The sequence below is a fragment of the Thalassotalea crassostreae genome, from assembly GCF_001831495.1.
In the GTDB taxonomy this organism is placed as follows: Bacteria; Pseudomonadota; Gammaproteobacteria; order Enterobacterales; family Alteromonadaceae; genus Thalassotalea_A; species Thalassotalea_A crassostreae.
In genome coordinates this window covers 2442307-2453961 of the sequence record NZ_CP017689.1, presented here as the reverse complement: position 1 = coordinate 2453961, position 11655 = coordinate 2442307, and the positions used below count along the sequence as shown (strand labels likewise).

General features: G+C 37.1%; 18 protein-coding genes. 10 read left to right on the top strand and 8 right to left on the bottom strand.

All coding sequences use genetic code 11. The features are described 5' to 3' along the window. Window positions 1–222 precede the first annotated feature (222 nt). The 5 genes from LT090_RS10520 (at window position 223) to LT090_RS10500 (ending at window position 4167) form a co-directional block, all read left to right on the top strand. Window positions 223–504, top strand: a complete 282-nt coding sequence (locus LT090_RS10520) for a YcgL domain-containing protein (RefSeq protein WP_068547127.1) — start codon at window positions 223–225, stop codon at window positions 502–504. A gap of 12 nt (window positions 505–516) precedes the next feature. Beyond that, window positions 517–1566 (top strand): lytic murein transglycosylase, encoded by a 1050-nt coding sequence (locus LT090_RS10515; protein ID WP_068547126.1) that lies wholly within the window; start codon window positions 517–519, stop codon window positions 1564–1566. 208 nt (window positions 1567–1774) lie between these two features. Beyond that, on the top strand, window positions 1775–2335 hold the full coding sequence (locus LT090_RS10510) for a YcgN family cysteine cluster protein (RefSeq protein WP_226996465.1): 561 nt from the start codon (window positions 1775–1777) through the stop codon (window positions 2333–2335). 12 nt (window positions 2336–2347) lie between these two features. Beyond that, window positions 2348–3094 (top strand): tRNA-uridine aminocarboxypropyltransferase, encoded by a 747-nt coding sequence (locus tag LT090_RS10505; RefSeq protein WP_068547125.1) that lies wholly within the window; start codon window positions 2348–2350, stop codon window positions 3092–3094. A 95-nt stretch (window positions 3095–3189) separates the two neighbouring features. Next, the gene (locus tag LT090_RS10500) at window positions 3190–4167 is read left to right on the top strand and encodes a TolB family protein (protein WP_068547124.1); all 978 of its coding nucleotides are present in this window, start codon (window positions 3190–3192) and stop codon (window positions 4165–4167) included. Between the two features lie 87 nt (window positions 4168–4254). On the opposite strand, the gene LT090_RS10495 is transcribed toward LT090_RS10500, so the two are convergent. Continuing rightward, window positions 4255–4776, bottom strand: coding sequence for a gamma carbonic anhydrase family protein (locus tag LT090_RS10495; RefSeq protein WP_068547123.1), 522 nt, complete (start codon window positions 4774–4776; stop codon window positions 4255–4257). Window positions 4777–4919: 143 nt separating this feature from the next. Between LT090_RS10495 and LT090_RS10490 the strand changes: the two genes are divergently transcribed. The 3 genes from LT090_RS10490 (at window position 4920) to LT090_RS10480 (ending at window position 6314) form a co-directional block, all read left to right on the top strand. Further along, complete coding sequence (locus LT090_RS10490; RefSeq protein WP_068547122.1) at window positions 4920–5222, top strand: PilZ domain-containing protein; 303 nt, start codon at window positions 4920–4922, stop codon at window positions 5220–5222. 68 nt (window positions 5223–5290) lie between these two features. Next, entirely contained in the window at window positions 5291–5959 is a 669-nt protein-coding gene (locus tag LT090_RS10485) for an AAA family ATPase (protein ID WP_068547121.1), read from the top strand. Further along, window positions 5946–6314: a ribbon-helix-helix domain-containing protein gene (locus tag LT090_RS10480; protein WP_068547120.1), complete on the top strand. Its 369-nt coding sequence runs from the start codon at window positions 5946–5948 to the stop codon at window positions 6312–6314. Before LT090_RS10485 ends, LT090_RS10480 begins: the two co-directional genes overlap by 14 nt. A gap of 125 nt (window positions 6315–6439) precedes the next feature. Here the strand turns inward: LT090_RS10480 and LT090_RS10475 are convergent, their stop codons facing one another. The 3 genes from LT090_RS10475 to LT090_RS10465 form a co-directional block, all read right to left on the bottom strand. After that, on the bottom strand, window positions 6440–6622 hold the full coding sequence (locus LT090_RS10475; RefSeq protein WP_068547119.1) for a hypothetical protein: 183 nt from the start codon (window positions 6620–6622) through the stop codon (window positions 6440–6442). 191 nt (window positions 6623–6813) lie between these two features. Beyond that, entirely contained in the window at window positions 6814–7257 is a 444-nt protein-coding gene (locus tag LT090_RS10470; protein WP_068547118.1) for a hypothetical protein, read from the bottom strand. Between the two features lie 60 nt (window positions 7258–7317). Next, window positions 7318–7659, bottom strand: a complete 342-nt coding sequence (locus LT090_RS10465; protein WP_068547117.1) for a hypothetical protein — start codon at window positions 7657–7659, stop codon at window positions 7318–7320. 144 nt (window positions 7660–7803) lie between these two features. Here LT090_RS10465 and LT090_RS10460 point away from each other — a divergent pair, with 144 nt between their 5' ends. Next, on the top strand, window positions 7804–8277 hold the full coding sequence (locus LT090_RS10460; protein ID WP_068547116.1) for a DUF4468 domain-containing protein: 474 nt from the start codon (window positions 7804–7806) through the stop codon (window positions 8275–8277). A gap of 185 nt (window positions 8278–8462) precedes the next feature. Here LT090_RS10460 and LT090_RS10455 read toward each other — a convergent pair whose 3' ends face one another. From LT090_RS10455 to LT090_RS10445, 3 genes are read right to left on the bottom strand one after another with little or no spacing between them, the layout of a single operon-like run. Next, entirely contained in the window at window positions 8463–8822 is a 360-nt protein-coding gene (locus LT090_RS10455) for a hypothetical protein (protein WP_157726645.1), read from the bottom strand. Between the two features lie 54 nt (window positions 8823–8876). Next, window positions 8877–9083 (bottom strand): hypothetical protein, encoded by a 207-nt coding sequence (locus LT090_RS10450; RefSeq protein ID WP_068547114.1) that lies wholly within the window; start codon window positions 9081–9083, stop codon window positions 8877–8879. After that, entirely contained in the window at window positions 9073–9357 is a 285-nt protein-coding gene (locus tag LT090_RS10445) for a hypothetical protein (protein ID WP_157726644.1), read from the bottom strand. The genes LT090_RS10450 and LT090_RS10445 overlap by 11 nt, the downstream gene beginning before the upstream one ends. A 242-nt stretch (window positions 9358–9599) precedes the next feature. Between LT090_RS10445 and rsuA the strand changes: the two genes are divergently transcribed. Then, entirely contained in the window at window positions 9600–10292 is a 693-nt protein-coding gene (gene rsuA, locus LT090_RS10440; RefSeq protein ID WP_068547112.1) for a 16S rRNA pseudouridine(516) synthase RsuA, read from the top strand. Window positions 10293–10383: 91 nt separating this feature from the next. Here rsuA and lolE read toward each other — a convergent pair whose 3' ends face one another. Beyond that, entirely contained in the window at window positions 10384–11625 is a 1242-nt protein-coding gene (gene lolE, locus LT090_RS10435) for a lipoprotein-releasing ABC transporter permease subunit LolE (RefSeq protein ID WP_068547111.1), read from the bottom strand. Window positions 11626–11655: the final 30 nt, after the last annotated feature.

Below are 11655 nucleotides of genomic sequence, written 5' to 3'. Positions count from 1 at the left end.
TTGCTATTCCCTACGAAAATAGAGAATCACTGGCAACAGAGATTTCAGTTAATTGATTATTTGACCTAATTGATATGCTTTTTATCTTTCACCACTATGGCTGTGGTGTTATATTAATGATTTATACCAATTGAGATAAATATTATACTTGGTATTACTTATTTAGCCGAAGTAACTCGGTTGAATGCCTTGATAAAATTACGTTAACTGAGTGATAAAAACATGTTGTGTGCGGTTTATAAAAGCCCAAAAAAACAAGAAACCTATTTGTTTGTAAAAAAGCGCGATGATTTTTCAGCGGTACCAGAGGTTTTAAAGCAAACGTTTGGCACGCCACAATTGGTAACCATAATTAACCTCGCTAAACGAGACAAATTAGGCTTTGCTGATATCGAGAAATTGAAGGTTGCGTTAACTGAAAAAGGTTTTTATTTGCAACTGCCACCACCTACAGAAGATTTATTAAAAAAACATCGTATTGAAAACGGTGTAGAACAAGATTAGTCGGAGATGTAAATGACCATAAAATCACGTTTGGCGCCATTGTTGTTCGCCAGTTCATGCTTATTCTCAGCAGTTACCTACGCTCAAGTAGCGTCAAATCAATCCTCAGAGCGTGACGTTAGTTTTGAAACTTATGTTGAATCGTTAAAACAGCAAGCCGCAGAAAAAGGCTATTCAAAGCAATTGATTGATAGCGCATTTTCAAAAGTAAAATATCATAAAAGAGCCGTTGCCGCCGACAGAAGTCAACCTGAAAGTGTTGAAACGTTAGAAACCTATTTACCTAAACGTGTCCCAGATTGGAAAGTTGAAAAAGCGCAACAGATGCTTGAAAAGCATGGTGATGAGTTGCGCAAGATTGGCAAAGAGTTTGGTGTACAGCCAAGATTTATCATCTCTCTTTGGGCATTAGAATCTAATTTCGGTAAGATCCAAGGCAATTATAATGTGGTGTCAGCACTGGCAACGCTTGCTTATGATGGTCGCCGAGAAACATTTTTTAAGTCGCAACTATTTGATGCACTCGAAATTCTGAAACAAGGGCACATCGATAATGAAGATATGAATGGCTCATGGGCGGGCGCTATGGGGCATAATCAGTTTATGCCAAGTTCATTCTTAGCCTATGCTGCCGATGGTGATAAAGATGGTCGTAAAGATATCTGGAACAATACCTCAGACGTATTTGCTTCGATTGCCAATTACTTGAAAAAAGTAGGCTGGAATAGCGATATTACCTGGGCTAGACAAGTGCAATTACCACAAGGTTTTGATTATTCATTAGCGATTCCACAACGCACTGGCGGCCGTAAGCCATGGTTAAAGCAATGGGCTAAGACTGAAATGAAGTTAAGCAAGTGGCAACAAGTTGGTGTGAGAAAGTTCGATGGCTCTGATTTACCAATGGTAGATATCGATGCTGCATTAGTATTTCCTGATGGCGAAGAAGGCCGAGCTTATCTAGCCTACGATAACTATAAGTCGTTAATGCATTGGAATCTATCTTACTATTTTGTCACTAGCGTTGGCCACTTAGCCGATAGAATTAAATTCGAGCAGTAATTGAATTTGATCGTTTAGATAGACGATTGAAAAAGTCATAAAGAAGAAAAGGTGAGCTTGCTCGCCTTTTCTATTTTACAACATTTATATAAAGTATAATGTTAACTACACTGATGTAGATAATGTGAAACTAAAACAAAACAAAACAAAACAAAACAAAACAAAACCAAAACCAAAACCAAAACTAAGGTTAACCAGAGAGTATTTTGTGAGTAAAAAAAATAACCGTAAAAAAGCGCCTGCAAAACCAGTTGTTGAAGCATTCTGGGAAACCAAATCATTAAGTGAAATGACGGAAGCAGAATGGGAGTCATTATGTGATGGTTGCGGTAAATGTTGTCTACACAAAATAATCGAAGAAGAGCATGATGATGATACCGAGATCGTTGATGAAGGCATGCAAGCACCGACGGACTATATTCGCGAAGGTGAGACCATGCTTTATACCAATGTCGTTTGTTATTTGCTTAATGATAAAACCTGTAGTTGTTCTAAATACCAAGAGCGTACAAAACTGGTACCAGATTGCGTGAAATTAACCCAAGATAATCTCAATGATATCTTTTTTATGCCGGATAGTTGCACCTATCGACGCCTGCATGAGGACAGAGGGATCCCATCTTGGCACCCTTTATTACATAAAGGCAAAAAGTCAGCAATGCATAAAGCAGGAATGTCGGTACGTGGTAAAATAATAAAAGATAACGAGGTAGACTTGCAAGATTATGAAGATCACCTTGTTACTTGGCCGCTATCAGATATCGACTAAGATAATATTGCTATGCATGCTGTTCATAAGCTCTATCAAATTCGTAAAAGCATAAGCACAAGAGAATTTAAAGCACGTGGTGCCGGTGTAAAACGCTGTGAGCAATGTCGTATCGACCAGCGTTACTGTATTTGTTCGATGGTAAAACAATCTCCCTGTAACGCCGCATTTTTATTGTTAATGTTTGATGATGAAGTGCTTAAGCCGAGTAATACCGGACGTTTAATTGCTGATGTTATTCCTGATACTCACGCTTTTATTTGGCAAAGAACTCAAGTCTCAGAGCAATTACAATTGCTGCTAGAAGATGAGAAATACCAACCCTATATTATTTTTCCTGAACAATACGCAATGCCTGGACAGGTGGTCTTTACTGATAAACCACAAGGGGGAGATGACGGCAAAACTCCTTTGTTTATTGTTATTGATGCAACGTGGCGACAAGCCAAAAAAATATTTAGGAAAAGCCCGTATCTACATCATCTACCATTGTTGTCGTTTACTAATAACGGTCAAGGAGAAAGCAGTGAAGATTCTCGCTACCATGTGCGCAAAACTGTAAAAGAAGGGCACTTAGCGACCGCTGAAGTGGCCAGTAAAGCGCTTGCTATGTTTGGTTTTAGTCGCAGTGCTGGTTTATTAGATAGATGGTTTGATGTATTTAGTTATCGCTATCAAAAATGGGTAATGCAAGCTAATAAAGGCGATGAAAATGCAATTGACAATTATCAGGCATTTATCGCTAAAGAATTTCGCTAAATCGATTCCATAATAAAGCTCAAGTTTAGAATAAATAGTTGCATAATTTAATCAGCTTGATAACGTAAATCTACAATAAACATATCGGGAACATCATGTTCAATTACAACTCAAATTTAATTACTAGAGTATTACATTCGGCTAACCACAAGTTTTGTAAGGCAATCGCAAAAAATTGCATAGTCATTGTAATGGGAGTTGTCTATAACGCTCAATGTTTAGCTGAAGATGAGGTGTTTTTAGCCACTCTTAATGGCGATGAATTGGTTTCGGTAAACAATATTTCCAATCGTATTGGTTATGATAACCAACCACATTTTACGCCGGATTCTAAAGCCGTCTTATTTACATCTGAATTTGCTAATGCAGACAATGGTGTTAGACAAACAGATAGCATGCGCTATGACATTGCAACCAAACAGTTATCTAATATCAGCAATACGCCAAATGCCAGTGAATACTCTCCGACTGTGACTCCCGATGGCAAAAACTTTTCGATGATACGAGTTGCAGGCGATGGCAAGCAATTATTATGGCAATACCCGTTGAACGTGAAAGAAGTTTCAGCAACTAACAAGGCAAAGCAACTCTCTGACATTCATGATGTAGGTTATCACTTGTGGCTAAATAACGATGATTTATTGTTGTTTGTACTTGGTGAGCCAATGGTTTTGCAAAGAACGTCACTTAGTCTGAATAAGTCAACAATGGTGGATACTAATATTGGTCGAACGTTACGAAAAGTGCCTAACAAGGCATTGTTTAGTTACACCAAAGGCAGCGACAAAGGCTCAACATTGATGCTATTTAATCCTACCGATAATAGCACTAAAGCAACGGTGCTGTTACCGAAGCAGAACATGTACTATGCCTGGCATCAAACCAAGGGCAATGTTTTGACGGCAGAGAAAAATACCGTGGTGAGCATTGATTTAAGCCATGACTTAAAAACGGCGACTTGGCAGCCATGGTTAAACTTTGCAGAATATTGTAGCGGATATATCACGCGCATGAAGATGTCTGACGATGGTCAATATTTTGCCTTTGTATGCGTGACCGAGGATGAAAAATAGCAAGTGGCTTAGCACCTGCTTTTTAATATTTCAGACTTTCAATAACTTATAAAACGTTGAGTGTTTCCATGCTTTAACGTTGAACAGTTAATCTAAGGCGATTAACTGTTCATTATATAGTTTGCCATTGTCGACGTAATGGCTTGCTCCCTTTGCAATCATCTGTTGCTGTTGTTCACTAAGCTGTTTTACAATTTTAGCTGGGCTACCAAGGACTAAAGAGCCATCTGGTATTTCCATGTTTTCAGGCACAAGTGCATTGGCACCAATCAAACAACCTTTGCCGATCTTAGCGCCATTAAGCACAACCGCATTCATGCCTATCAACGAGCCATCATCAATTGTGCAACCATGGAGCATTACTTTATGACCAATGGTGACGTTTTTACCGATAGATAAAGGAAATCCGCTGTCAACGTGTAAGATACTACCATCTTGTATATTAGAGTTTTCGCCTACAGTTATGGTGTCATTATCTGCACGTATAACGGCATTGAACCAAACAGATGCATTATCATGTAGTACCACTTCGCCTATCAGTGTTGCATTAGGTGCGACAAAGCAATCACCATGAAAATTTGGTTTTTTATTACCCAATTGATAAATCATATTGATATTTAACCCTTTTTTATTATCACTAAATTTGTATTAATTTAACTTTTATTGTTATATTGAGTATATCAAGCTGGCGACTAAAGCATTAATTTATTTATTTGCCGATTGATAAGAGGGAACGAAAGAGGATAATAATAATGACAGATCCCAAGATAGACCTAATAGAGCGGCGCAGAAGTTTCCGTATTGATATGGAAAATGAGCCCGTTGATATTAGTTGGCATGACCGTGATGGTCAAGCTCATAAAATTCAGTGTCCGTGCGCCGACTTTTCAAAAGGCGGATTGCGTATAATCTATGATTTTGCAATTGCAGAAGACACAGAAGTAACGTTTAAATTTCAGGCGGATCACCCAGATAGCCAGAGTTTAACGGCCAAAGTAGTTCGATGTAATGAACTCACCGATGGTAAATTTTCAATCGGATTTCAGTTGCTGTAAAAAAGCCTAGCCCCCAAGCTAAAGTCTTTATTTAAATAATAAATACAGTGAAATGAAGGAACAGACTTATGATTCTATTAGTCGGTGGAGAAAAAGGCGGAAGCGGAAAGAGTTGCTTAGCACAAAACATTGCGGTTTTTTTCGCGAAAGAGAAAAATGCCAGTGTATTGATCGCAGATTGCGATCCACAAAGAACGAGCTCAGATTGGATCCACGCTCGAAATAACAACCCAAACATGGTGACAATTAATTGTATTCAATTATACGGAAAGATCAGAAACGATCTTCTCAGTTTAAATGAGCATTACGATTACGTAATTGTTGACTGTGGCGGACAAGATAATTTAGCACTTCGAGCTTCGATGTCGGTTGCCGATCACGTTTTAATCCCGATGCGACCAAAACGCCGTGATATTAAAACCGCACCACACATGGAAGACATGCTAAGTACTTGTAAAATGGTTAACCCTAAGATGATCGCATCATTTGTGATCACTCAATGTCCATCATTACCTAACCAAGCACCTAGAATTTTGGAAGCCAAAGAAGTATGTGCTTCATACGGCATGAATGTTTTAGATGCGATCACCTATGCCCGTAACGTATATGATGACAGTGAAGAAAGTGGTATGTCAGTTCTAGAGGCTGAGCCAAACGGTAAAGCTGCAAATGAAATTCGTCAAATTGCCACCGAAATGATGGCAATCGAGCAGGAGTTGAGTTATGAGTTTAGCTGATCTTAAAAAGCAAACGATTGCACCATCATCATCAAAACCTAAATCATTTACCGTTGATGATTTTATTGAAGATGCTGCGAACTATGCTTTAGGGAAAGGTGAAATCGTTAATGCTGACATGCAAATGCAATTGCATATACAAGCGCAGCAATTGTCGGAGCAATTAGCTTCGATAGCTGCAGAAGACAAACCATTTAAACATGCAACGTTCACCTTGAGTGAAGAAGTGATTGAACAATTAAATGAATTGTCGAGTAAAACCAACATAGCTAAATCGAGACTGCTTCGAATATTGGTTCATAATTTCTATTACAAAGAAAATCCGAGCCAGCTACATATTAGCGATGTAAAATAGCGCTTTGTTTGATACTCAGGCCATTTTATCTATGAGGAAATGGATAAGCCGTTATAGTTACTCTATAGCGGCTTTGTTATTTTTACTGCTCAATTTGCTACTCAAGATTGTTTGACAGGGTGGATTTACATATCCTCTGCAATTGCTCGACTATTAACACTTAAATCTTCACTACCAGCAATTACTGTGCAGCCGTTTTGCGTTAGTGTGCCATAATCGTGAATGATGTAACGCTTGATCTCTATTGGCAATTCTTCGCGCTGTGCTATCTCGACAACCTGTTTAAATGGCTTATTTTGAACAGTCATAATTGCAACTCATTTGCTTAATGTGGACTATTAATGATAGTTGGGGTCAGTATTTATACAGAAATGAGTGTCAATTGAATGTTTTGAGCAGTAACTTTAGTTGTTTTATTATTAGCGACCTTGAAAGCCTTTAATTATAGGGTAGGGAATTGTTCTATGAAGGAAATCCTCTAAAGCATTGACAAGAATTATTAAAGTAGAGAGTTAAGCTTTTTAGGATCAGAGACATTGCTGCATCTGATAAAATAGTAATTATCTTCAACACTGGAAATTTGAATTTTAAACTTAATAATTTCTTCTTTTACTTCATCCATATAATATTTGTTAGACTCAGTAAACTCTTCTAATAAAATTTTATTTCCTTTGTCAATTTTCTTATTTAGAACGTCTATATGATAACTTTTGGATTTGTATTGATCGACGCGAGCCGCTAAATAACCGCACTTTTTATTCTTGCTTTCATCTATTACCCATGAATCAACTAATAACCTATTTCTATCTTCATGGTTTGATTTGCCAAGCTCTTCATATGAGTCGTAAGCCCAAAGTGTAGCTATTTTCTCTGTTGCTAAGACACTAAAACTAGGCATAAGGAAAATAACAAGTGTTAAGTTTAAACTAAGGTTTTTCATCATTGAACCATAGAGTTTATTTGAAAAAAGCAGTATCGTTAATTTTAAAATGCTTAATAAGGTTTACTTATTATTATGTTTTGCTTCGTAGCAAGCTTTGTAGAATGCTGTGGCGAATTTTAATGCTGCATCTTTTTTAAGGTAATTTGGGTCATATGCAGGAACGTCATACGCTGCCATTACTAACTTTTCTAATCCTTTATATTTTTTCGACGCATCAACAATACTCGTTCCATTTTGTCGATCAGTCATGATTAAACCACTCCAGTTATACATATCATCACAGCTCATGAACATTGGTTCTACCATAGCTGGAGGCCTTTTAAAACCGTAATTAGCTTTACTAGTTGCACAACCTGATACGCTCAATACAAACACAAGTATAAAAATAATATTTTTAGTCATAAGCTCTATTCTTTAATCTGTTTAATTGAGCGAATTATAACTATCGGAATGTAATAGTGTCTAACTCATTTGTAACGCGCGATTCTATTTTTAAAAAAAGGTAATTAATATCTCCCTATCGAAAGTAACTTAGTAAGTTTCCAAATGAAAAATTTAATATTAGTAATCAGTTCATTAATCTTTTTGTCAGCCTGTCAAATGACAGGTGTTTACGTAAGTGATTTACCTTTAGAGAAAGAAAAAATTATAAGTTTTGATAATAAATCAAAGTCAGAATTATACGGTAACACTCTGGATTTCTTTCCTCATTATTGGAAAAACTCGAAAGCAGTTATCCAAATGCAAGACGAAAATAGAGGTCGAATCATTGCAAAAGGAAATATTGGTTCACATGGTTATGGTGTACAAATTAAAGCAACGGTGCAGATTGATGTAAAAGATGGAAAAGCTAGAATTTCTATAACCCATATAAGTAACAAAAGTGATCAACCTGGTGCAATCGAATACGCTGGTATCTCAAGAGATGGAATGATCAAAGACAATCAACAAGCAATTGATAATTTATTTTTCGAATATGAAAGATTTATCAACCAAAACATTAGCAATGATGATTGGTAATCGATAAGCATTTAATACCAGATTAAGCTGCTTGATATTAATGAAATATCAAGCAGCTTTTTGTTTGGAGTAGTAATGTGAGCAGCTTTTATAAATGCCGTGTATAAAGCCTTATAAATAAAGACAGGGAATTGTTCTATAACGGAAGTTCCTTTGGAAATCCATAAATTTGAATTGTTGCGGTTTTATATCATTGTAGAAAAATAACGCATATCTATAATTTGAGGCTTTAATGCAAGTTTTGTAACGCGAATTTCATAAAGCTTCCCAGAGCCGACAACATTAAAATAGTCATCACAATAGTATGCACAATCAAAATCTAAAGGCTTAAAAGTACGGTGGTCTGAATATTTATGTAATAGCCGAATTTCGCCACCAATTGGTTCTTGTATGACTTCAATGTAAACCAAATGAGTATCGGAAAACAGGTATTTCAAATGGTATAAAGGTTGTATCCAGTATATTAAACATACAATGGCGATTGTAATGACCGTATTAGGCACCGTAGATGCTTTCTGTGTCCAGTCTATAAACTTGTTTAGCAAATTAATTCCTCTTTTCTGAAGCATTGTGAAATATGATTACGAAATTTACCATGCTTATTTTGAATCTACGTTTAGCTTATGAAAGCACGTATATTGTAAACTTATTAATATAGGGTGAACTTTGTCTTTCTCTAATCCTAGCTTCTGTCTTTCATGATCCATGCAGTCATCGTATTTATATTTATAAATAGCTATAGGTGAATAAATAATTGCCGCGCCAATAATTAATGCGCCTAAAATAATTTCAATTTTAAATTTCATTTAATTCCCTTATGCTAATTTTATGTTGAGTAACATGAATTGCCTTTCTAGGATTTTTATTCATAGTAGATATTACATCTCTTGAGGTAAATTCATCGATTAGTTTATTAGGAGTTTTTGATTCTTGTATGACATCAGAAACTATTAAAAGCATTAATGAATCCCTCGTTTTAACCGAGAATTTATCATTAGGCGGTTTTCTAGCATGCTCCACGTCGGCACCTATAAACTCGCACTCTAACCATTCCATTATCTTTTGCTTGTTGTTCAGCATTTCTATTCCATATCGATTAATCATTATCAATAACCATAACAAAGGTTAGTCATTGTCACTAAACATTTATTATCAAATTAATAAGTAGTTACGTGTATTCATTCTATTCGTTTTGGTTTTTATGAATAGTAATGTGAGTCGTTTTTATAAATGCCGTAATTAAAGCTTTATAAATAAAGACAGGGAACTGTTTTACATATAAAATGGCCTTTTTTATAGCCCCATTTAAATTAGAGACAAGCATGCGTCTTGATAAATACCTTTGTCGTTGTACTGAACTTTCCCGAACGGAAGCAAAAAAATTGCTCAAAATTGGCGCGGTAAAAGTCAGTGATGAAACCATTAAAGATCCTGGCTTTCAGGTATACGAAGAATCCGACGTGACTTTGCATGGCAATAAGTTAAGTTTTGCAACAGCGCGTTATATTATGCTGCACAAACCGCAAGATTGTATTTGTTCAAATGTCGATGAACTCTACCCATCAGTGTTGCACTTAGTTGAAGTCGATAGGGCATTTGATTTGCATATTGCTGGTCGACTTGATGCGGACACCACAGGCTTAGTATTAATTACTGATGATGGTCAATGGTCCCATAAAATTACCTCTCCGAAAAAAGAGTGCAACAAACGTTATCGAGTACAATTGTCTAAGCCAATACCTGATGATGCAATAGAGCGATTCGAGCACGGACTGCAATTGCAGAATGAACCTAAGCTGACCAAGCCTGCGAAACTTGAAGTATTAGGTGAAAAGGAAGCGTTGTTGACCATTAGCGAAGGCAAATATCACCAAGTAAAACGTATGTTTGCCGCCATCGGTAATCGAGTAATAGGTTTACACAGAGAGCAAATAGGCGCGATAGAGCTCGATGCTGAGCTTGAGCTCGGTCAATGGCGCTATCTTAGCGAAGCAGAGATAACATCGGTTAAATAGCGCTTTAGAGGTGTTGCTGACGTTTTTCATTAAAACATTTAGGCCAATAAAGAATAATTAAAACATTCGCCAGCCATATTTGAATAAGCTGTTAGATTTGTCCTAGCACTTTCGCCGGGTCAATTTTTGTTGCTTTCCAGGCTGGGTAGAGCGTTGCTAAAAGGCTTAATACTAATGCCGCGGTAACGGTAAAAATGACGTCTCTGATATCAAGCTCGGTAGGCAAAAAGTCTATGAAGTAGATATCGCCAGACAAAAATTTGATATTAAAACTTTGCTCGATAGCGGTAATGATCTCAGTTAAGTTTAACGATAGATATATGCCTAAACCTGCGCCTACAATTGCTCCTAGCACACCATTAACTAAGCCCTGATAAACAAAGCTCATCATAATCGTTGAAGGTTTTGCGCCCATAGTTTTTAAAATGGCAATGTCACCTTTTTTATCATTTACAGCCATGAATAGACTGGAAACAATATTAAAGCTGGCCACGGCGATAACAAGCAACATAACCACAAACATCACCGTTCGAACGAGTTGAATATCGTTAAAAAGATGACCTTGAGTGCGCGTCCAATCATTCATATAAACATAAACATCGAGCTCCTGGCCTATGGTTCGGATCACTTGTGGCGCTTTAAACACATCAGCGACGTTCAACCTTATTCCATGTACCGCGCCATTTAATTCGGCAATTGCATCACCTGTTGCCAGAGGCATGTAGGCTAATGTTTCATCGATAGTGCCACCAAAATCAAATATGGCAACAATATTCATATTATACTTTTTAGGGGCAGAAAATTGGCTGCTGTTCTGGCTTTTACGCGGCATAATAAGTTGCACGCTATCACCAACTTTTACCTTGAGCTTTTTAGCAATACCTTTACCGATAACCAATGACTGTCCATTCAAATTTTGCCATTGTCCATCGGTGATAAAGTCAGTGATGGCAGAAACTTGTTGTTCCTTGTTGATATCTACGGCTCTAATTTCTAAGGCTTTTAAGTTCTCGCCTTTTTGTAATAAACCGCCAAGCTTAATCACCGGGGCGGCGGCTATGACATCATCAAACTGTTCTATTTTCTCAATCTGTTGCTGCCAAGTATCAATGGCAGACGTAACGGCGATATATTCACCGTGAGGCACTACCGACAGTAATCTTTTAGCGAGCTCTCGCTCAAAGCCATTCATTGCCGAAAGTACTAAAATTAACACCATAACGCCAAGGCCTATGCCGATGGTTGATGATGCAGATATAAACGAAGCAAAGCCATTACCATGCCTGCTGCGTACATAGCGTAAGCCAAGATAAACACTAAGAGGTCTAATCATTACTTAGTCCTGTTAGTTTGGTTATTGTGG

Excerpts from the sequence above, each read along its gene's own strand:
- LT090_RS10520 (WP_068547127.1), top strand. The coding sequence starts at position 223 with ATGTTGTGTGCGGTTTATAAAAGCCCAAAAAAACAAGAAACCTATTTG.
- LT090_RS10515 (WP_068547126.1), top strand. The coding sequence starts at position 517 with ATGACCATAAAATCACGTTTGGCGCCATTGTTGTTCGCCAGTTCATGC.
- LT090_RS10505 (WP_068547125.1), top strand. The coding sequence starts at position 2,348 with ATGCATGCTGTTCATAAGCTCTATCAAATTCGTAAAAGCATAAGCACA.
- LT090_RS10500 (WP_068547124.1), top strand. The coding sequence starts at position 3,190 with ATGTTCAATTACAACTCAAATTTAATTACTAGAGTATTACATTCGGCT.
- LT090_RS10495 (WP_068547123.1), bottom strand. The coding sequence starts at position 4,776 with ATGATTTATCAATTGGGTAATAAAAAACCAAATTTTCATGGTGATTGC.
- LT090_RS10490 (WP_068547122.1), top strand. The coding sequence starts at position 4,920 with ATGACAGATCCCAAGATAGACCTAATAGAGCGGCGCAGAAGTTTCCGT.
- LT090_RS10485 (WP_068547121.1), top strand. The coding sequence starts at position 5,291 with ATGATTCTATTAGTCGGTGGAGAAAAAGGCGGAAGCGGAAAGAGTTGC.
- LT090_RS10480 (WP_068547120.1), top strand. The coding sequence starts at position 5,946 with ATGAGTTTAGCTGATCTTAAAAAGCAAACGATTGCACCATCATCATCA.
- LT090_RS10475 (WP_068547119.1), bottom strand. The coding sequence starts at position 6,622 with ATGACTGTTCAAAATAAGCCATTTAAACAGGTTGTCGAGATAGCACAG.
- LT090_RS10470 (WP_068547118.1), bottom strand. The coding sequence starts at position 7,257 with ATGATGAAAAACCTTAGTTTAAACTTAACACTTGTTATTTTCCTTATG.
- LT090_RS10465 (WP_068547117.1), bottom strand. The coding sequence starts at position 7,659 with ATGACTAAAAATATTATTTTTATACTTGTGTTTGTATTGAGCGTATCA.
- LT090_RS10460 (WP_068547116.1), top strand. The coding sequence starts at position 7,804 with ATGAAAAATTTAATATTAGTAATCAGTTCATTAATCTTTTTGTCAGCC.
- LT090_RS10450 (WP_068547114.1), bottom strand. The coding sequence starts at position 9,083 with ATGAAATTTAAAATTGAAATTATTTTAGGCGCATTAATTATTGGCGCG.
- LT090_RS10445 (WP_157726644.1), bottom strand. The coding sequence starts at position 9,357 with ATGCTGAACAACAAGCAAAAGATAATGGAATGGTTAGAGTGCGAGTTT.
- rsuA (WP_068547112.1), top strand. The coding sequence starts at position 9,600 with ATGCGTCTTGATAAATACCTTTGTCGTTGTACTGAACTTTCCCGAACG.
- lolE (WP_068547111.1), bottom strand. The coding sequence starts at position 11,625 with ATGATTAGACCTCTTAGTGTTTATCTTGGCTTACGCTATGTACGCAGC.